Raw genomic sequence first — 17,832 nt, forward strand, 5'->3', positions numbered from 1 at the left:
CGAGTCCTACTGCCGGAGTTCTCATTTATGAGAAGAGTAATGAGCTTCTTTCACTCTGGAGAGTTGTCCGAGAGGCCGAAGGAGCATGATTGGAAATCATGTAGATGGTGCAAACTGTCTCAAGGGTTCGAATCCCTTACTCTCCGTAATTGATGTTTTACTGGCCCGTTGGTCAAGCGGTTAAGACACCGCCCTTTCACGGCGGTAACACGGGTTCGAATCCCGTACGGGTCATTTAATTGGATACATTGGAGGTTTAGCTCAGCTGGGAGAGCATCTGCCTTACAAGCAGAGGGTCAGCGGTTCGATCCCGTTAACCTCCATAATGATTTGGTTCCGTGGTGTAGGGGTTAACATGCCTGCCTGTCACGCAGGAGATCGCGGGTTCGATTCCCGTCGGGACCGTCATTTCTATTCAATTAAAAAAATAAATAATTTATTCTTTATGGCGCGGTAGCTCAGTTGGTAGAGCAACGGATTGAAGCTCCGTGTGTCGGCAGTTCGATTCTGTCCCGCGCCACCATGGAGGAGTAGCGAAGTGGCTAAACGCGACGGACTGTAAATCCGTTCCTTAGGGTTCAGTGGTTCGAATCCACTCTCCTCCATTTTATAGGGGCATAGTTTAAAGGTAGAACAGCGGTCTCCAAAACCGTTAGTGTGGGTTCAATTCCTGCTGCCCCTGCCATGGCGGATGTGGCGAAGTGGTTAACGCATCGGATTGTGGCTCCGACATTCGTGGGTTCGATTCCCATCATTCGCCTTTTTTTCATTGGGGTATAGCCAAGCGGTAAGGCAAGGGACTTTGACTCCCTCATGCGTTGGTTCGAATCCAGCTACCCCAGTCCTATAAATATTAATTTATAGCTTAAAATAGTATAATGGCGGTATAGCCAAGTGGTAAGGCAGAGGTCTGCAAAACCTTCATCACCGGTTCAAATCCGGTTACCGCCTTAGTACTAATTACATTGCCGGCGTGGCGGAATTGGCAGACGCGCTGGACTCAAAATCCAGTGCCCGTTGAGGGCGTGCCGGTTCGACCCCGGCCGCCGGTATTAACTAAGATGACCACATCTTAGTTTTTTATTCGGAAATTAAATAACAAATTATTTTATTATGGCGGATGTGGCGAAGTGGTTAACGCATCGGATTGTGGCTCCGACACTCGTGGGTTCGATTCCCATCATTCGCCCTTTATTATTGGGGTATAGCCAAGCGGTAAGGCAAGGGACTTTGACTCCCTCATGCGTTGGTTCGAATCCAGCTACCCCAGTTTTTATCTATTTATTTGCCGGCGTGGCGGAATTGGCAGACGCGCTGGACTCAAAATCCAGTGATCTCACGATCGTGCCGGTTCGACCCCGGCCGCCGGTATTTTGGCACTAATGTAGTCTATACGTTGGTGCTTTTTTCTTTGTTTGACGTTATCGGCATTGAGACATATATACGAACGGATAATATACGCCAGGAAAAATATCTAAGTGATTAAAAATAGCCTATATAGTTTGTTGTGGAAGTGGCTGAATTTAAATGAGTGATTCTATCCATTAGAAGCGTCCAATCCTCTTATGTAGGAATATTAGGCAAACGGTGAATCGGACACGGGAAATCTTCGTTTACATGTAGATCATAGTTGCAGATGATCAGGTTGGCTTGATGATCATTGATTTCTTTTTTTGTCACTGGTTGTTCAATCAAAAATTTGACTGAGATTTGTCGCAAGAAGAGTAATTCTGCTTCTTGAATAATATAATCGTCCATCGAGGGACAACTTTGTAGTGCTACGATGACCCTCAGAGGTTGTTGTGAGTTGATCCTTAAAATCGTTGCATGGAACGTGGTCAGGCTAGCAGCTAAATGATCAAGATGTGTGAACTCAAACATCGGATGGACTTTTAATCGCTCTAAATGCTGAAGCCAAAGGTGAAAAAGCTCTGGGTATTTTTTTTTTCATTAAATCAATCAAAGCAACAGAGGTCATTTCATATGAAGGGCTCATCTTTGAGAGTAATCTCGTATTGATCAAGAAGGCTTCGATTTTATCTAAAGCACCATTATCCAGCATCTGTTTTGGAAAAACCTGTAATAAAAAACGTTGGACTGCATCGACCACCACTGCACCTTCTTGACAACGAAAGGCGTAGGTTCGTTCTTCATCTAATCCTTGCCAATTTGAATAAGAGACACAATGTAAAAAAACAAGATACAGCCATAGCGATTCTGATTCAGGAATCGTTAGCTTGAAGAGTGAAGAATAGTAGGAGGCAATCAGATGTTCAATCAGCTGATTGCCTCGATTTTTTTTGACTAAAGCAACGGTGCTATTGTTAAAGTGACAAAAATTTTTAGACTGCCCTCTAACTTTAGCAATCGATAACCAAAGCGAAAAACGAAAATGGCTAAAATGTAGAAAAGTTATCCCACTTTTTCGACCATGAGCGATAATTGAATGCGCATGGTGATTGCTATCAGAATCGATGATCTGACTATCACCAAAGCTTGAATAAAAAGAAAAGAGTAAAAAACGAATATCTTCTTCTTTGCCAATAAAAGTGAGCGGACCGGTTGCTTTCGATATGCGATACTCTTTCAGTACTTCATTCATATGACGAATGATATTGAAAATTGAACTACGAGAGATCATCAAGTAGTCCGATAATTGTTCTGTACTATACGTTTTGTTATGAAGCAATAGATCCATCATACGATAAATGGTTGTATCTTTAGCTAGTATAGTAATGACTGAATCGACAGAGATTTCTTGAGGGTCTATTTGTAAGAATCCTTGTTCATTGTAAGTAATCTGAAAATCAATCGTAGGTAAGGAATGATTGATAATATCGATATCTTTTCGTAAAGTTGGTTTTGAAATTCCTAATTTTTGTGATAGATCACTAAGGGTTAAATTCTTACTTTGGTGCGTACGTATAAACTGTAGTAAGTTATACTGTCGTTTGAATTGATTATCTAATTGTAATGTCATAGGTAAATTATTCATGAGAGAAACCTTTCTTTAAGACAAATGTAGAATTTGATAATAAGTACACTTTAGAAGATGAAAATATAGTTATTACTAATAGTGTATTAGTTATTTAAAATTTAATCAATTTTTTTATCATTATTTTCACATTTTTATTTAACTATTTCCGATGAGCGATGATTTACCCGACTTTTTTTGGCATTATCTTTGATAAAACTTATTTTTAAGCGGTGAATTTCATTTGTGAATTAGATGAAATATTATTTTAAATAGATAAAACGTTATGCTGAATCTCATTTTTCTTAAATTTAATAATGAATATAATTGATTTTGTGTAATTTTAGTTAGAGATACAAGGTTATTTATTTACTTAATCTAATTTTATTTTAAATAAAAACTTATTTTATGGATATAAATATGTAGTGAGATATTCAGTTGGTAACAATGATTTTTAGCAGTAGTAACAAGTTTGAATCTGAATTTATTAGAAATGGAAATAGTATTTCTAACTAAATAACGAAAATTAAATTACTAAATATTTAGTAAAATAAATCGTTTTCTTTTCTTGCCAGTCACGTTATAATAGATAAAAATGATCACTAGGGGGTAGTGAAATGACGAAGTTAACATTAGCGATTTATGATAAAGAAAGAGTTCCAAGAAAAAGTTTTCAAGGAGAAGAAGAAATAGAAAAAGATTTGGTTGTGACAGCAGAAAATTTTGTGCATTTGTCTATGAGAAAATTTGAGTACCAAGAAGGAGATCAAATTGCTGTCGAAATGGATGAGTCTGGGAGGTACCTATGGGTCAAACTAGATGAAACTTTAGAAAGTTCACTGATCTATCTACCGGGAAATAAATGGACCTATGAAGTATCATTTCATTCCAATCGTATCAAAGCCAGACCGGAGACTCGTTTTTCTGGGGGACGACATTATCTAAGTGTTCGTTGTGCTTCTGAAGAGGAAGTGAAGATGTATCGTAATTTAGCGTTGAATCCGCATGATCAAAAAGAAGAAACTGGTGCGTATCCACATGCGAGTGCAAATGTGGAAACGAGAAATGATGCCACTTTCTTTGCATGTAATGCGATTGATGGCGTATACGCGAATCATTCTCATGGTTCATACCCATTTCAATCTTGGGGCATCAATCAGCAAGCTGATGCAGCTTTGACGATTGGTTTTGGTCGAGAGGTCCAATTGGATAAAGTTGGTTTTACATGGCGAGCAGACTTTCCACATGATAGTTACTGGACGAATGTGACGATTCAGTTTGACGATGGAACTAGTGAAACGTTTGCGACCGAAAAAACAGCTCAACCACAATATTTTTCATTTAGTGCAAGAAAGACCAAAACTATTCGCTTTTGTGATCTTATTCAAGCGAATGACCCATCGCCGTTTCCTGCATTGACGCAAATTGAATTGTGGGGCATGAATGATCAGCCGATGAAAGGATAAGCAATGAAAAAATACTTTTTGAAGCAACTGTCAGAAGCCAAAAAAGAGTATCTTACGAATAAAGTAGTTCCTGAGTTGCCAGTCTCGGGGTATAGAGAGTTTTTGATGACTGGAGAGCGATTGGTTTTTGAGAAGGCGTACTTTGCAAGACGTAAACATGCTACTGTCTTGGTGTTGTCCTTATTGCAAAAAAAAGAAGCCGAAGTAGTTGAAGGGTTAGAACAAGTTTTGTGGGGGATCTGCAATGAGTATAGTTGGAGTTTACCAGCTCATTTACCAATTGAAGCGAATCACTTTCGTGTGGATTCCCCGACATGGATCGATTTATTTGCAGCTGAGACAGGACAAATGTTAGCAGAGATAGTCAAGTTGTTTGAGAAAGAATTATCTGAACTATTGACGTTTCGAATCCGGTCGGAAATCGATCGACGACTCTTCGTTCCTTTTGTAACAAACACATGGCCGTTTGAATCATTTGAGAACAATTGGAGTGCGGTTGTAGGTGGTTCGATTGGTATGGCTGCCTTGGATATACAAGAAAAAGGCGGTAAATCACAAGCGGAGATATTGAGGAAAGTAGATCGTTGTATGGCCTCTTATTTACGAAGTTTTGGGATGGATGGCGCATGTGAGGAAGGCGTCAGCTATTGGGCATATGGATTTGGTTATTATATTTATTTTGCAGAAAAATACCAACAAGTTTATGATGATGACCGCTATCTGTTGGGTGATAAAGTGAAAAAGATCGCGGCTTTCCCTAATGATGTGATGCTCGCTGAAACAGAGGCTATACCGTTTTCCGACTACCACCCAGCGGACTTACCAAGTGGATTATTGAGTTTCTGTCAGGAAAGGTTCCATGTCGCAATTCCTGAAGTTGTGAGAATCAATGACTTAGATTTTGATCATTGTTATCGTTTTGCCCCTTTATTACGTAATTTACTCTGGTCAAAAAGACATATTGTGAATAATCAAAAAGAAGTCCTTCATTATTTTGAGGATGTAGCATGGGGCGTTCTTCAATCTTCGAAAGAAAATTTGGTGTTTGCAGCAAAGGGAGGACGAAATGATGAAAGCCATAATCATATAGATATTGGTCATTTCGTATTTGGTACGAGAGAAGACTTATTTCTTACCGATCTTGGAGCGGGAGAATATACAAAAGATTACTTTGATGAAAAAACACGTTATCTTTTCTTAGTGAACAGCGCACTTGGGCATAGTATTCCTATCGTTGCGAACAGTTACCAATTACCTGGAGCTGTTGCGGCAGAACATACGAGTTTTCAATCAACGAGAACTGGTGGAGTCTTCAAGACAGAATTGGCTTCCACGTATCCTTCGCAGATAGGACTACGCCAGATGGATCGGACAATAGAAGTGGATCGTTCGAAACGACAACTTGTTTTGAGTGATGCATTTACATTCGAAAAAGAAAATCAGTTAGTTATTGAAAATTTTATAACGACGAATCCAGTGGAAGTTATAGGGAAAACGGTATGTATCACAGGAGAAAAAGAAAAGTGTGAGATGTATTTTTCAAAACCTGTGCAGTTGATCAAAGAAAGTTATTACGATCACTATGGCCAAAAAAATGAAGCTACGCTGATCCAAGCGACTTATCAGTTGCTGAAAGAAGAAACAATCCAGATCGAGATTGCGATCAAAAGTAAATGAGGGCACGTGGTTATCAGCGGTAAGCGTGGGACTTGTTTAATGGAATGAGGTAGTGACACACACATCCTCGCAACTGAATAAATGGTGTTTCAGAAGCAATTCCTTCGTAAATAAGCTAGAAAACCCCAAAGTTTTAAAAATTCGGGTTTTCTAGCTTATTTATCGGAAGTTCATCTATCAATCATGAGTTCTTTTTATTTGGTGGGGTAGTTGAGCCACGGACGATTAATTCTGTATCTAATAGGATTCGTTTCGCAATACCAGGGGAGTGGATACGTTCGTGTAAAAGATTGATGCCTGTTTCGCCCATTTCCTCTGTATAAGCTCTGACCGTTGAAAGGGGTGGCGTGATGTAGCGAGAAATTGATAAATCATTGATACCCATCACGCTGATCTGTTTAGGTACTTGGATCTGATGAGCATTCAATGTATGGATGATACCGATAGCAAAAGCATCATTTGCGGCTAAAATGGCAGTCGGTAGATCGTCTTGCCATTGTACTAAGGCTTTTTCTGTCAGTGATTCACTCGTTTTGACGTCAAGAGAACTATTTTCTTTTACGAAAAAATATTTTTCGTCGAATAGCTGATGATGTTTCATCATATCGATATACGTATTAGTCGTTGGTGTTTTGTAGGTTCGATACCCGTAGAGATTGGCACTTTCTTCTGCACCGATATAGGCAATCTTTTTATGTCCTAAATCTAAGAGATGAGTAAGTGCGACTTCAGTGGCTTGACCAAAATCAGTATTGACACAGTCATAATCGTGAAAAGGAAAATTTGATCCGACGACGCATAGATTTGGCGCAGTAGTATTTAATTCATCAATTTTTTCTTGCGTGAATTTACCGATTGCTAAGATGCCATCGACTGCTTGGATTTGATGTTGTTCGTTTTGGGAAAAGTTAATGACGTGATAGCCAAGTTCTACTGCACGTTTTTCGGCAGCTAAACGAATGGACATGTAATAAATATCTTCTAGTTCTTCGTCACTCGTGCGCCAAGTAATCAAACCAAGGACACCTTTTTTTTTTCAACAGTCCATTTGCTGAGTGGGAATTGCCATTTTTTTTTGCCTTCTTTTTATATTTAGTGTAGTTCAGCTTTTCTGCAATTTCGAAAACTTTACGTTTGGTTTCTTCTGTTGCTGAGAGTGTATCATCATAATTTAAAACGCGTGAAACAGTAGAAATCGATACGCCTGCTTCCTTTGCGATGTCGGTGATCGTCGCCATAAGCTACCTCCGGATAATAGACTTTATTAATTATAGTATAGGTAATTTCAGTAAAAAGGCAAGTAAAAATGTTTGTTTTTTTACCTAAAAAATGTTGATTTTTTACTAATTTTAGGTAAAATTTAGTAAAAGAAAACGATTTCATTAGGAGGGGAGCCAAATCAAACGATTTCTCTTCGGATTACAATTCATTTTTATCGTTAGTTTTTGTACAGGATGTCAAACAAATAGCCGACAACAAGAGAAGGCTTTTGAAAATCAAATCAAAGAAGAAATCCAGCAAAAGGCGCATGTTTTTACTGAAAAAGAATATCAGTCAGCAAAGGTTCCATTGCATCAGTGGGTAAAAATCGAAGGAAAAATTATACGATCAGATGGTAAAGAACAAATAGAAAAAGGCGATCGCTTTATTCTGAGAAGTGGTTCCAGTGATTACCAAGTATTCAATGAACAAGCAGCATCAATCAATGTGGGCGATGAAGTGATCGTTTACGGAGAATATTATGGGTTTATCAAAGGATTTTTAATTGAAAGGGAGAATATACATGCAACAATTTCGTACAAAAAAACAATGGCAAGAAAATTTTCGCCAGTTAATGGCACCGTTACGTCCTTATTACAAAAATCAACCGGGTAAATTAAAACTAGGAACACATGGCACCGTCTATTCAGAGGCAACAAGAGAAGTTGAAGCATTTTTACGACCACTCTGGGGATTTGGTCCTTATCTGGTCGACGAAGATGATGCTGAATTAGCATCTGATTATCTGAAAGGAATCATTGCAGGGACTGATCCACAGAGTGATGAGTATTGGGGGACAGTAACAGACTATGACCAGTTGATTGTCGAGATGGCTTCAATAAGTACGACGTTGCTTTTGAATCCTGAAAAAATCTGGGGACGTTTAACTTCGATGGAACAGACGAACTTGGCAGAATGGTTATTCACAGTCAATTCGCGTAAAATACCTAAAAATAATTGGTATTTTTTCCGTATCTTGGTGAATATCGCATTGAAAAAATGTGGCAAATCCTATTCACAGCAACAAATCGATCAAGATTTTGAAGTGATCGAGCATTTTTACAATGACAATGGTTGGTATTTTGACGGGGCAGATACGCAATATGATTACTACGTCTCATTTGCGATCCATTATTACAGCTTAGTATATGCCCATTTTATGGCAGAGGAAGATCCAGTCCGCACAAAACGGATCAAAGAGCGGGCCGTTCTTTTTGCTCAAACATTTAAATATTGGTTTGATGCTAATGGCGAAGCATTACCTTTTGGTCGTAGCTTGACATACCGCTTTGCCCAAGCGAGCTTTTTCAGTGCCTTGGTGTTCGCGGATGTGGAAGCACTCCCTTGGGGTGAGATCAAAGGGTTGCTTAGTCGTCATTTAGAAAACTGGATGGATAAAGAGATTTTCTCGACAGATGGGCTTCTAACTGTTGGATATCATTATCAAAATCTAGTGTTTGGAGAAGGGTATAACGGACCGGGTTCTCCTTATTGGGCAATGAAGAGTTTTCTCTTATTGGCTGTACCTGATGATCATCCGTATTGGCAAGCAGAAATATGTCCACTACAAATTGAAGAAAAGACGCTAGCATTGCCGGAAAGTAAAAATTTTTACCAATACAATCAGTCATTGACGCATCTTCAAGCTTTCCCAGCTGGGCAGTTTGTCAATCAGCAAAGCTTCCCACATGCCAAATATAGTAAATTCGTCTATTCGACACGCTTCGGTTTCAGTGTCCCAAAATCTGATTATTGGTATTACGAAGGTGCTTACGACAGTACGTTAGCTTTGGCAAAAGATGGTCATTATTTCCGTCCGAAAGGGTTAGACCTAGATTTTTCTGTTCTACCTGATCGTATCATCCATGAGTGGTCTCCGTGGGAAGACGTCAAAATTCATTCCACGATCGTTCCACTGGAAAACTGTCATGTCAGAGTTCATGAAATTGAAACAACAGATTCTATACATGCTTATGACGGAGGTTTTAGTGTCCCTCTCGAACAGACTTTGCCAAAAGCAGACACGTTAAGTATCGAAGCAAAAACAAGTATCGGAATCTCAAAGATCGAGGGCATCATCGGGTATGAAAAAGCGGATGTTGTGCGAACGGAACCAAATACGAATCTCTTTTACCCACGTACGATGATACCTTTTGTCTCAGCTGAGATCTCCTCAGGCAAACACTTGCTTGTATCCCTTGTTTCAGGGACTTTACCTGGTGAAACAGTGATCCAGCCAGTTATTGAGCAAAAAGGACAAAAATTACTGATCCAACAAAAGAATCAAACGATCGAACTAACGATTAGATAATGGAGGTAGGAATGACACAATTTGATTGGTTGACACATGAAATTGATTTTGTAACTAATAAAGTCAAAAAAAATCTGACACTTTTTCAAGATACCGTACCACCTGCTGCGAGCGTAGACCTTGTCTACGTTCCAGAGGAAAACACGGATTGGACAGCTAGTTTTTGGATAGGGATGCTCTTCCTAGTAAAAGAACTGACGAATGACCAAGCGGTTGATGCAACGATCGAAAAACAATTGGCATCTTTTCGTCAACGCCTTGAAAATGACATTGCGCTTGAAACGCACGATATCGGTTTTTTGTACACACTCTCAGCAGTAGCTGATTATCAAGTGAACCGACGGGAATCTTCAAAAGAATTAGCAATTCAAGCAGCGGATCGGCTGATGAAGCGTTATGACGTTAATACACAGATCATTCAAGCTTGGGGAGATTTAAAGGATGAGCACCAACGTGGGCGTATGATCATCGATTGTCTGATGAACTTACCGCTTCTGTATTTTGCATCTAATATGACGGGAGAGAGCAGTTATAAAGAAGCTGCCTATGCCCATGCCAAACAAACACAACGTTACATCGTTCGTGATAATTTTACGACATATCATACGTATTATTTTGATCCGAAAACTGGCAAAGCAATCGGTGGTAAGACACAACAAGGGTTTTCAGATGATTCTTGTTGGGCGCGTGGGCAAGCATGGGGAATCTATGGCTTTACACTGAGTTATAATCATACAGGTGATTACACGTTTTTAGAAACAGCCAAAAAACTGGCTAACTATTTCATCGACTGCTTACCAGAAGACACTATCTGTTATTGGGATTTAGTATTTCATGATGGCAGTGGTGAAGAAAGAGACACTTCCGCTGCGGCAATCGCGGTGTGTGGTTTATTGGAACTGGCGAAGCAACTGCCATTAAGCGATCCGAAAAAAGAATATTATCAGACTGTTGCTATCACAATTATGAAAACGTTATCAACTGATTATACAAGTGTGGATTCGCCACAATCGAACGGCTTGTTACTTGAAGGAGTCTATGACAAAAAATCAAATAAAGGAGTGAAGGAGTGCATGATCTGGGGGATTACTACTATGTAGAAGCCATGATAAGACTGAAAAAAGTTTGGTACAGTTACTGGTAAAAAACTAAGATGAAAGAAATGGAGGGAATTGGAATATGAAGTTTTGGAAAAAAAGTTTAGTTACTGGATTACTTGTTAGTGGAGGGCTATGGTTGGGGGCCTGCGGAAATGAAAACCAAGCACAAGATCAAACGGACGGAACAGTGTTGACAGTCAGTACATGGAATTATGATACTACGCCAGAATTTGACAAACTTTTTCGGGCATTTGAAAAGGAAAATCCTGGGGTAACAGTGAAACCAGTAGATATTGCTTCAGATGATTATGATACGAAATTGACCACGATGTTAGCTAGCGGAGATTCGACAGACGTGTTGACGATGAAAAATCTCTTGTCTTATTCAAACTATGCATTAAGAGATCAATTAGTCGATCTATCTTCACACATCAAAGATTTAGACACAGATCCTGCAATGGAAAGCTACGAGATGTATGATATTGATGGAAAAACCTATGCGCAACCGTATCGTACAGACTTTTGGGTGCTTTATTATAATAAAAATTTATTTGATGAGGCAGGATTGCCTTATCCAGATAATTTGACTTGGGAAGAATACGAAGAATTAGCGAAAGAACTTTCAAAATCAGAAGAGCAAGTATATGGTGCATACCAACATACGTGGCGTTCGACTGTTCAAGCGATTGCTGCTGCGCAAAATAATAAAAATCTGGTGGAGCCAGATTATGGATTTTTAGGTGAGTACTATGACCGTGTATTGCGGATGCAAGAAGACCAAGCACAGATGGATTTTGGTACGGCCAAGTCGACGAATGTGACCTATCAATCTCAATTTGAAAACTCCAAGGCAGGCATGATGTATATGGGCTCTTGGTACATGGGCGCTTTGTTGACTAATATCGATGCTGGAACAACAGATGTGGAGTGGGGGATTTCTCAAATGCCACAAAATGAAAAAGGAAAGGAAATCCAAACATTTGGGTCACCAACAGCCTTTGCAATCAATAAGAACTCGAAAGAACAAGAACTAGCGCAAAAATTCCTTGATTTTTGTTCGGGTGAAGCGGGAGCTAAAGTATTAGCAGAAGTAGGTGTAGTACCTTCTTATCGAACAGATGCGATCAATGAGTTGTACTTTAGCCACAACGGAATGCCAAATGACGAAGTCTCACAAACAGCTTTCAAGCCGGAGAAAATCGCTATTGAGTTTCCAGTGGATGAAAACGGACCAGCTATCGATAAGATTTTACAAGAAGAACATGAACTGATTTTAGTAGGAGACGAAACACCAAAAGAAGCAATTGGTAATATGGAAAAACGAGTAAAACAAGAAAGTGAATAAAAAGGTGTGTGGCAATTTTGTCTTGAAGGTGTAAGATTTCTTTCATTTTCATATCAAATAAATAAGGGGGATAAATGATTTTCCTCCGCTATCTTGTCAACTATATGCTGAAGGAGCTTTCTCTGCGCCTTCAGTGTATAGCTAACAGGAATACATGTTATTGCCTTTAATGAAAGGGGGAGCGTTAAAAGAACCAATTGGTTCTTTTAACATCAAGCTATGGAAGTAACGAAGTCAGCTTCACGTAAACTAAAACGTAAAAATACATTGATTGCTTGGTCATTTATTGCGCCAAATTTTATTGGATTTTTGATTTTTACTTTAGTACCTGTTGTTTTTTCATTGATTTTAGCCTTTATGAAATGGGATTCCTTTAGTACACCCGAATTTGTTGGTCTGCAAAATTTCACTCGCATGTTATCGGATGATACATTTTGGCTCTCTCTTAAAAACACCTTTTTGTATACGATCGGTGTGGTTCCGTTGACATTGGTATGTTCATTGGGCTTGGCCATTTTATTGAATCAGAAAATCAAAGGAGTCAAATTTTTTCGGACAGCTTTTTTCTTTCCGTATGTCACATCATTAGTGGCAATCGCAGTGGTGTGGAGTATGTTGTTCCATCCTACTATGGGACCGATTAACCAGTTTTTACGTGTGGTTATCGAAAATCCCCCTGGTTGGTTGTCTAGTTCAGATTGGGCATTGACAGCGATCATTATCGTTAGTGTCTGGCGAGGAATGGGGTACTACATGATTTTATACTTAGCTGGCTTACAAGGGATCTCGAAAGAATTGTACGAAGCAGCTGCAATGGATGGTGCGAATAAATGGAAACAATTCATCCACATCACCGTGCCTGCATTGCGCCCAACAACCTTTTTTGTGACGATCATGTTGGTTATCAACTGCTTCAAGATTTTTGACCTTGTTCAAGTGATGACTGATGGAGGACCGGGGCGTGCGACCAATGTGTTAGTTTATCAAGTTTATAGTGAAGCGTTCGTAAAATTCAATTTCGGCTATGCTTCAGCGATTGCTATGGTCTTGTTTGTCATCGTCCTTGTGATTACAGTCATCCAGTTTAAATGGAATCAGATCCGAGAGAAAGTGTAAAGGAGGAAAACGGATGAATAATCGATCAGAAAAAAAATCATTTCATAAAATTTTAGTATTTACGTTACTTCTAATTTTTTCACTGCTCACTTTGATCCCTTTTATCTGGATGATCTCTGCGTCATTCAAAGCAAACAATGATGTCTTTTCGGTTCCAATCCAATGGATACCTAAAACCTGGCATCCAGAAAACTATTCGGTCATTTGGACACGCATTCCATTATTGACCTTTTTCAAAAATACAGCTATTTTAAGTATCGTGATTACGCTGATCCAGTTATTTACATCAAGCTTTGCTGCTTATGGATTTTCCAAAATGCACTTTAAAGGAAGAAACCTCCTTTTTCTTGCATATATTGGTACGATCGCTGTTCCATGGCAATCCTATATGATCCCACAATTTATCATGATGCGGCAATTAGGATTATCTGATACGTTACTTTCTTTGATTTTGTTACAAGCATTTAGTGCGTTTGGCGTATTTTTATTGAAACAATACTATAGTAGTATTCCCGATTCACTTTGCGAAAGTGCAAGAATCGATGGATTATCCGAATGGGGCATCTATCGCAGGATCATCTTACCATTGACTAAACCAGCTTTGGCTAGTTTGATGATCATCACTTTTGTCAATACATGGAATGACTACATGGGACCTTTTATTTATCTGTCATCTACAGAAAATAAAACGATCCAATTAGGATTAAAAATGTTCGTCGGATTGTATGATACGGAATATGCCTTGATCATGGCAGCGTCTGTGTTGTCTGTTTTACCAGTTGCGATCGTCTTTTTAGCCATGCAAAAATATTTTGTTGAAGGTATTGCTTCTTCTGGGGTCAAAGGATAGAAAGGAAAGGCTATGTTTAAAAAGCAAACATTTGAAACGAATGTTTACATGAAGCTGTTTCGTTTAGCATATAGTTTTCTGGCGGGTAATTTATGCTTATTACTTGTGAATCTCCCATTTTTTTTAGTCGTAGTAACTACTGCAATCGATATCAGGAATAGCCTCTTTTTCTTAGGAAGTCTGTTTTTTTTCTTACCTGCCACCATGACAACTTTTGCCTGGTTTGTCGAGGGAATCCAAGAAAATGAAGTACCAGTCAAAACTTTTTTTCAATTGTATCGCTCGTTATGGAAAAAAAGTATGTACTTAGGTGGTCCAGGATATCTTGTAATCGTGATTTCTTTTGTCGATATCCTGTTTTTCATGGACCAACCAATCGGAAAATGGCTCATTCCTTTCTTTTTTATATTCATTATCTTGGCCATTAATCTGATGATCAATAATTTTTATCTCCAAGTGAAAAATCCAGAAATCTCCATACGAAAAATCTACCATGTCTCTTTCTATTATGTAGTGAGAAAATGGTACATTAGTTTATTGAATACTGTGTTGGTGTTTCTTTTGTTGGTCGTGATGGTCGTTAAGCCCCAATTTGGTTTCTTGGTCACACCCTGCTTATTTTTAGGTTTGATTTATTTGAACTGCAAGCAGACGTATCGCTATCTAAATCAAAATAAGTAGCTGTTAACACATAAAAAATGAAAACGAATAGGCCCCCAAAGGTTAGACCAAAAAATCTAACTTTTGGGGGCTAATCATTTCAAATAGTATTCATTTATCGGTGGCTGGAAGATTTCGAAAAAAGGTCAATAGATCCTAAAATCGAAAGCTTTTTCCGACCAATAGCCATAGGACAAGTGGTATCAGCATAAGCCCACTTGCTATCATGATCCAATCGATTGAAAGCATATCTGCTAATGGACCTAGGATCAACATCGTAGCTGGAGAAGCACTACTGATCGCCATCGTTACTAAGCTCATAACACGCCCCATATATGCGTTATCCGTTTTTGCTTGAAAGAATGAAACCATAGCAGTTCGTGAGATGGGCACAATAAAACCAATTGCTACCATCATGACGAAATACAACCAAAAACTTGATGTGATACCTAATATAAAAAAGGAAGGATCAATAATGAATAGCCTAAAGCAATCGTTTTGATTTTATTTTTGAAACCTCCCCAAGTACTCATCACAGATCCTCCAACTAACATCCCAGCAGCAAAACCAATCTCAATGGCTGATAGCTGCCATAGTCCGTCATGAAAATTACGAGTGATTTGTAAAGGCGCTAAATTTGCAGCAGGTGTAGAAAATATACTGCCCATAAAACCAACAAGGATCAGTGCGAGCAGGATTTTATGAGTACGGAGGTATTTGATACCTGAGTTTATTTCGGATAACATGTTTATTTTATTTGTTTCTTGAGATTTCATTGGAGAAACTGTTACTCGAAAAAACAGCATAGTCACACCGATAACCGCTGTCACAAAGTCGATCATCAATATCATCTCTAAAGGTAAAACTGTCAGTAATGTTGCTGCTAATGCAGGACTTGCAAGCATCATCACAGCTTGGATCGTTTGATCAATACCGTTGATCCGTACTAAGTGCTTTTCTTTGGCAATTTGTGGAATGAGCGAAGAGACAGCAGGCGTTTGAAATCCTTGACCTACAGAGCGAATGAATATCAGTCCCAATAATAAGAAAAGATTATGCTCCATTTCTTTGTTTATCATCAATAAAATCGCCATGAACAAAGAAGCAAGTGCAACGCAGCTATCAGATAAAATAGCGATTTTTTTTCGGTCGTAATGATCAGCAAGTGCTCCTGCAAAAGCATGACCAGCACCATTGGTAAGATGCCAATAGCGTTCATCAAACCAACCATCGTTCCTGATTGGGTTGATAATGTGACATGCCAAATAATAGCATACTGTACCAACATCGTTCCGATCATTGAGATGGCTTGCGATGTTAGTAAGTATGCTATGTTCGTTTTCCAATTCTTTTCATCATAAATAATTTTTGACATTTGTATTCTCTCCCTTTTGATATAAATCATGTGTTTAACAATTTATATGCCCAAAAGGGTTTTTCGGAGAATGTGTCCTAATTGCTGTCACGAATTTATCATATCTAAAAAAATTTGTAAAGAACAAATAGGAGGGAAGTATTTATGCATACGATTATGATACTAAAAAGATCTTTTATTAGGAATGTAATAAATAACAATGTAAAAATGATAGGATGAGTTGCGTAATAAATTGATCTAAGAGATAGTAGTGAAATTTAATCCTTAAATATAAAGATGAATCAACCGCATTGATTTTGGATTTTCCAAAAATGAGCAACTATTAAATAACGATTTATTTTGATGGAGAAGTAGCTGATAAATTGTTTAGAGGATGTTTCTCAGTTTTTCGTTTTTTGATTGTCTTTGACGTATCTATTAAATAGAGAAGCGAAACTTTATTTTTGAAAGGAAAAGAGGGATAGATGAGAAACCGAACAAACAAACAACTTGTAATAGGTATGGCAGTGCTGATCAGTTTGGTAATGATTGGAATCGGCGGGAAAGTATACATGGATAACAGGGAAGAAAGAAAAGCGTAAGAATTGTTAGCAGTAGAGAAACAATCGGTCCAAGTATTAAAAAATACATTTGCGGATATTGCAGAGGTTAAATTTGAACGTTCTGCTAAAAATGATATGACGGGTTCTTATGGATTGTTTGTAACAATGAAAAACACCAAAGGACAATCAGTTTATTTTTCGTATGGATTTTGGAAAGAATCTAATAAGTTAGGGGAACTTGGTGTCGAGGATAGAGCAATACAAATAAAAGGTATTACTAAAAATAAAATAAGGGTGATTTATACTAGTGGGGAGGAAGAAGAGATTTGACAATTACAGACCAAGATTATCAAACTTATAGTGATGTCGTTTATTGGACAGATCCTAACAATAAAAAGAAATATGATTCTAGCTTAAAAGAAGGAGCTATTCGCGATTTTAATGGTACCGAATTCAAAATACTAAAACTCAAAGAAAACTCTAAAACAGATGGCATGCAAGCTGTGGCAGTTGCTCCGTTGGACGAAAAAGGGAACGTTGATACTTACCAATTAGTGATTTCTTATGCAGGAACAAATACATCAGATATTAAGGATATAGAAAATGAAAAAACGAACGAATAAACAACTGTTAATAAGTATCACAGTAATGCTTAGTTTAGTAATAATTGTAATTGGAGGGAAAGTATATATGGATAAGAGAGAAGAACGAAAAGCGCAAGAATTGTTAGCAGTCGAGAAGCAATCGGTCCAAGTATTAAAAAATACATTTGCGGATATTGCAGAGGTTAAATTTGAACGTTCTGCTAAAAATGATATGACGGGTTCTTATGGATTGTTTGTAACAATGAAAAACACCAAAGGACAATCAGTTTATTTTTCATATGGTTTTTGGAAAGAAAATGATGATATAGGGGATTATGGATTAGAAAATGAAGAGGTTCAAAAAGTAGGGATAACTAATGAAAAAATCAAAATAATTTATACAAATGGAGAGGAGGAAATACTTTGAGCAATACAGATGAACAATATAAAATTTTAATGATAGAGTTTATTGGATAGATCCGAATGATAAAAAGAAATATGATTCAACATATAAAGAAGGTTCTATAAAAGTTGTTGAAGGTTATAAATTCAAAATACTAAAACTCAAAGAA

At 38.1% G+C, this 17,832-nt stretch carries 16 protein-coding genes, 15 tRNA genes and 2 pseudogenes (1 of these 33 running past the window's edge); 27 read left to right on the top strand and 6 right to left on the bottom strand.

Features of this window, described 5'->3' with window-relative positions; translation table 11 throughout:
- The 15 genes from HZ311_RS12930 to HZ311_RS13000 all read left to right on the top strand — a co-directional run.
- Positions 1-18: transfer RNA gene (locus HZ311_RS12930), tRNA-Asn, on the top strand; it begins 56 nt to the left of the window's first position.
- 39 nt (positions 19-57) lie between these two features.
- A tRNA-Ser gene (locus HZ311_RS12935) sits at positions 58-146 on the top strand.
- Between the two features lie 16 nt (positions 147-162).
- Positions 163-234 (top strand) — tRNA-Glu (locus HZ311_RS12940).
- Between the two features lie 16 nt (positions 235-250).
- Positions 251-323 (top strand) — tRNA-Val (locus HZ311_RS12945).
- Positions 324-332: 9 nt separating this feature from the next.
- Positions 333-405: transfer RNA gene (locus HZ311_RS12950), tRNA-Asp, on the top strand.
- A 42-nt stretch (positions 406-447) separates the two neighbouring features.
- Positions 448-523 (top strand) — tRNA-Phe (locus HZ311_RS12955).
- Position 524: 1 nt separating this feature from the next.
- A tRNA-Tyr gene (locus tag HZ311_RS12960) sits at positions 525-605 on the top strand.
- A gap of 6 nt (positions 606-611) precedes the next feature.
- A tRNA-Trp gene (locus tag HZ311_RS12965) sits at positions 612-685 on the top strand.
- 2 nt (positions 686-687) lie between these two features.
- A tRNA-His gene (locus tag HZ311_RS12970) sits at positions 688-760 on the top strand.
- Between the two features lie 10 nt (positions 761-770).
- Positions 771-842 (top strand) — tRNA-Gln (locus HZ311_RS12975).
- 38 nt (positions 843-880) lie between these two features.
- A tRNA-Cys gene (locus tag HZ311_RS12980) sits at positions 881-951 on the top strand.
- A 16-nt stretch (positions 952-967) separates the two neighbouring features.
- A tRNA-Leu gene (locus HZ311_RS12985) sits at positions 968-1,052 on the top strand.
- 64 nt (positions 1,053-1,116) lie between these two features.
- Positions 1,117-1,189 (top strand) — tRNA-His (locus tag HZ311_RS12990).
- A gap of 9 nt (positions 1,190-1,198) precedes the next feature.
- Positions 1,199-1,270 (top strand) — tRNA-Gln (locus HZ311_RS12995).
- A gap of 17 nt (positions 1,271-1,287) precedes the next feature.
- Positions 1,288-1,371 (top strand) — tRNA-Leu (locus HZ311_RS13000).
- A gap of 192 nt (positions 1,372-1,563) precedes the next feature.
- Here HZ311_RS13000 and HZ311_RS15815 read toward each other — a convergent pair.
- Both HZ311_RS15815 and HZ311_RS13005 read right to left on the bottom strand, forming a co-directional pair.
- Positions 1,564-1,881 (bottom strand): hypothetical protein, encoded by a 318-nt coding sequence (locus HZ311_RS15815; RefSeq protein WP_232092491.1) that lies wholly within the window; start codon positions 1,879-1,881, stop codon positions 1,564-1,566.
- Positions 1,874-2,995: a helix-turn-helix domain-containing protein gene (locus tag HZ311_RS13005; protein ID WP_232092492.1), complete on the bottom strand. Its 1,122-nt coding sequence runs from the start codon at positions 2,993-2,995 to the stop codon at positions 1,874-1,876. The genes HZ311_RS15815 and HZ311_RS13005 overlap by 8 nt, the downstream gene beginning before the upstream one ends.
- Before the next feature lie 596 nt (positions 2,996-3,591).
- On the opposite strand from HZ311_RS13005, the gene HZ311_RS13010 reads away from it, so the two are divergent.
- Positions 3,592-4,440, top strand: coding sequence for a hypothetical protein (locus tag HZ311_RS13010; RefSeq protein ID WP_137072144.1), 849 nt, complete (start codon positions 3,592-3,594; stop codon positions 4,438-4,440).
- A gap of 3 nt (positions 4,441-4,443) precedes the next feature.
- Positions 4,444-6,117 (top strand): heparinase II/III family protein, encoded by a 1,674-nt coding sequence (locus HZ311_RS13015; RefSeq protein ID WP_023519433.1) that lies wholly within the window; start codon positions 4,444-4,446, stop codon positions 6,115-6,117.
- Between the two features lie 181 nt (positions 6,118-6,298).
- Here the strand turns inward: HZ311_RS13015 and HZ311_RS13020 are convergent.
- Positions 6,299-7,355: pseudogene (locus tag HZ311_RS13020) on the bottom strand (LacI family DNA-binding transcriptional regulator).
- Positions 7,356-7,686: 331 nt separating this feature from the next.
- On the opposite strand from HZ311_RS13020, the gene HZ311_RS13030 reads away from it, so the two are divergent.
- The 7 genes and pseudogenes from HZ311_RS13030 (at position 7,687) to HZ311_RS13060 (ending at position 14,780) form a co-directional block, all read left to right on the top strand.
- Positions 7,687-7,992, top strand: a complete 306-nt coding sequence (locus HZ311_RS13030; RefSeq protein WP_023519435.1) for a hypothetical protein — start codon at positions 7,687-7,689, stop codon at positions 7,990-7,992.
- Entirely contained in the window at positions 7,901-9,688 is a 1,788-nt protein-coding gene (locus tag HZ311_RS13035; protein WP_137072146.1) for a DUF2264 domain-containing protein, read from the top strand. The genes HZ311_RS13030 and HZ311_RS13035 overlap by 92 nt, the downstream gene beginning before the upstream one ends.
- Before the next feature lie 11 nt (positions 9,689-9,699).
- Positions 9,700-10,832: pseudogene (locus HZ311_RS13040) on the top strand (glycoside hydrolase family 88 protein).
- 35 nt (positions 10,833-10,867) lie between these two features.
- The gene (locus HZ311_RS13045) at positions 10,868-12,133 is read left to right on the top strand and encodes an ABC transporter substrate-binding protein (protein WP_178946741.1); all 1,266 of its coding nucleotides are present in this window, start codon (positions 10,868-10,870) and stop codon (positions 12,131-12,133) included.
- Between the two features lie 219 nt (positions 12,134-12,352).
- Positions 12,353-13,249 (top strand): carbohydrate ABC transporter permease, encoded by an 897-nt coding sequence (locus HZ311_RS13050; protein ID WP_023519438.1) that lies wholly within the window; start codon positions 12,353-12,355, stop codon positions 13,247-13,249.
- A 13-nt stretch (positions 13,250-13,262) separates the two neighbouring features.
- Entirely contained in the window at positions 13,263-14,099 is an 837-nt protein-coding gene (locus HZ311_RS13055) for a carbohydrate ABC transporter permease (RefSeq protein WP_137072150.1), read from the top strand.
- A 12-nt stretch (positions 14,100-14,111) separates the two neighbouring features.
- Positions 14,112-14,780: a DUF624 domain-containing protein gene (locus HZ311_RS13060; RefSeq protein ID WP_062805430.1), complete on the top strand. Its 669-nt coding sequence runs from the start codon at positions 14,112-14,114 to the stop codon at positions 14,778-14,780.
- A 135-nt stretch (positions 14,781-14,915) separates the two neighbouring features.
- Here the strand turns inward: HZ311_RS13060 and HZ311_RS15820 are convergent, their stop codons facing one another.
- From HZ311_RS15820 to HZ311_RS15830, 3 genes are read right to left on the bottom strand one after another with little or no spacing between them, the layout of a single operon-like run.
- A complete protein-coding gene (locus HZ311_RS15820) occupies positions 14,916-15,176 on the bottom strand; it encodes an MFS transporter (RefSeq protein ID WP_226076264.1) in 261 nt (86 codons plus the stop codon).
- Positions 15,177-15,208: 32 nt separating this feature from the next.
- Positions 15,209-15,898, bottom strand: a complete 690-nt coding sequence (locus tag HZ311_RS15825) for an MFS transporter (RefSeq protein ID WP_226076415.1) — start codon at positions 15,896-15,898, stop codon at positions 15,209-15,211.
- Positions 15,838-16,134, bottom strand: a complete 297-nt coding sequence (locus tag HZ311_RS15830) for a hypothetical protein (RefSeq protein WP_226076421.1) — start codon at positions 16,132-16,134, stop codon at positions 15,838-15,840. The genes HZ311_RS15825 and HZ311_RS15830 overlap by 61 nt, the downstream gene beginning before the upstream one ends.
- A 584-nt stretch (positions 16,135-16,718) precedes the next feature.
- Between HZ311_RS15830 and HZ311_RS13070 the strand changes: the two genes are divergently transcribed.
- The 3 genes from HZ311_RS13070 to HZ311_RS13080 are packed head-to-tail and all read left to right on the top strand — an operon-like array spanning position 16,719 to position 17,687.
- On the top strand, positions 16,719-17,006 hold the full coding sequence (locus HZ311_RS13070; protein ID WP_226076266.1) for a hypothetical protein: 288 nt from the start codon (positions 16,719-16,721) through the stop codon (positions 17,004-17,006).
- The gene (locus HZ311_RS13075) at positions 17,003-17,299 is read left to right on the top strand and encodes a hypothetical protein (protein WP_175401326.1); all 297 of its coding nucleotides are present in this window, start codon (positions 17,003-17,005) and stop codon (positions 17,297-17,299) included. Before HZ311_RS13070 ends, HZ311_RS13075 begins: the two co-directional genes overlap by 4 nt.
- A complete protein-coding gene (locus HZ311_RS13080) occupies positions 17,280-17,687 on the top strand; it encodes a hypothetical protein (protein ID WP_096081458.1) in 408 nt (135 codons plus the stop codon). The genes HZ311_RS13075 and HZ311_RS13080 overlap by 20 nt, the downstream gene beginning before the upstream one ends.
- The last annotated feature ends 145 nt before the right edge of the window (positions 17,688-17,832 follow it).

This window comes from Enterococcus mundtii (assembly GCF_013394305.1).
Lineage (GTDB): Bacteria > Bacillota > Bacilli > Lactobacillales > Enterococcaceae > Enterococcus_B > Enterococcus_B pernyi.